Genomic DNA, 1,175 nt, shown 5'->3' on the forward strand with positions numbered 1-1,175 from the left:
GTTCACGTTATGTTCTACGCCGTTTCAGGCCACCTGTCACCACATGATGTGGTCCCGGACTCAAAGGGATAAGCCTTTTTCACGATACGTCCAACAAAGAAAATCACTCTTTCTTCGCCAACTTTGCGAGATATCCAAGCATATCGTTCATGATATCAAAGTCATTTGCAAGTTGTTCTCCATTGAAGCTCGCTGCCGCTTGGTCATGTTTAGTAGTATTCCCTAGCTCTGATATTCGCCTTACCGCCTCACGGAGTCCTTTGGTTTCCCTTGATGCGCCAAGCCCCATGCGCTCCAACTTTTGAGAGCTGAGATAAGAGCAGAAATCTGTGCTTGTATTTCTCCCGGTCAAAGCTGTCAGACTCTCCAGAAAGGACCACGTCCCCACTGTAAGTAAAGGCGTATGCGTACTCAAGGATATGGAGCATAGAGAATAGTATATTTTTTTCAAGTTTATAGCTCGGAATTTCTTGAAGCGCCTCAGATAGGGCACTATTGGGGATGATTTTTGTTGGTTTCTTGGGAGACTTTGGAACAGGCTTAATTGACTCATCTTGCTTCGGAGGGGTTGACAGTGGTACCCGCTCGATCCGCGCTCCGGAAACTCCTACTAACGCGCGAAGCTCATTCGACCGGCTGCCAATTTTTTTCGCATCATCCCGAGTATTCCAAGACTTAGATGCAATCCGCGCCATAAATTCTCTGAACATTATATCAAATTCTTCTTCCGGCACATCGGAAGTAAGTTCTCCCTTATCATTTAATTCGACCCCGAGCGCATCGCGCATCAACCGATTTCCGAGGTACCTCTGAACACTTGAGAGGCGCCCTTTTCTATTCTCTACAGAAATAAATCCACGCAGTACTTCCAGATCAAGCGCCGCCAGTGCCAAGTCATTCTTTGAATAGCCGCTATTCCGAGCCTTCTGCTCAGAGTTCCATTGTCGGCGCCCGCGCCCTTCCGCCGATCCAGCATGTATTCGGTCAAGCCAAATGCGAACTTTGTCTCGGTCTTCAAAAATAAAACAAAATATTTTAGGGCTTATCCCTTTGAGTCCGGGACCACATCATGTGGTGACAGGTGGCCTGAAACGGCGTAGAACATAACGTGAACGCACGCCATTTCCGGAGCCCGACCATGAGCAAGTTTCCTCGATCCCTGCTCGAATTCCAGC

The 1,175-nt window shown here is 48.0% G+C and carries 1 protein-coding gene; it reads right to left on the reverse strand.

Going from position 1 to position 1,175, the window contains the following annotated elements; all coding sequences use genetic code 11:
- Positions 1-248 precede the first annotated feature (248 nt).
- Positions 249-893, reverse strand: a complete 645-nt coding sequence (locus tag GHC57_RS19090) for a hypothetical protein (RefSeq protein ID WP_153347243.1) — start codon at positions 891-893, stop codon at positions 249-251.
- Positions 894-1,175 lie beyond the last annotated feature (282 nt).

It is taken from the genome of Roseospira navarrensis (assembly GCF_009601025.1).
Lineage (GTDB): Bacteria > Pseudomonadota > Alphaproteobacteria > Rhodospirillales > Rhodospirillaceae > Rhodospira > Rhodospira navarrensis.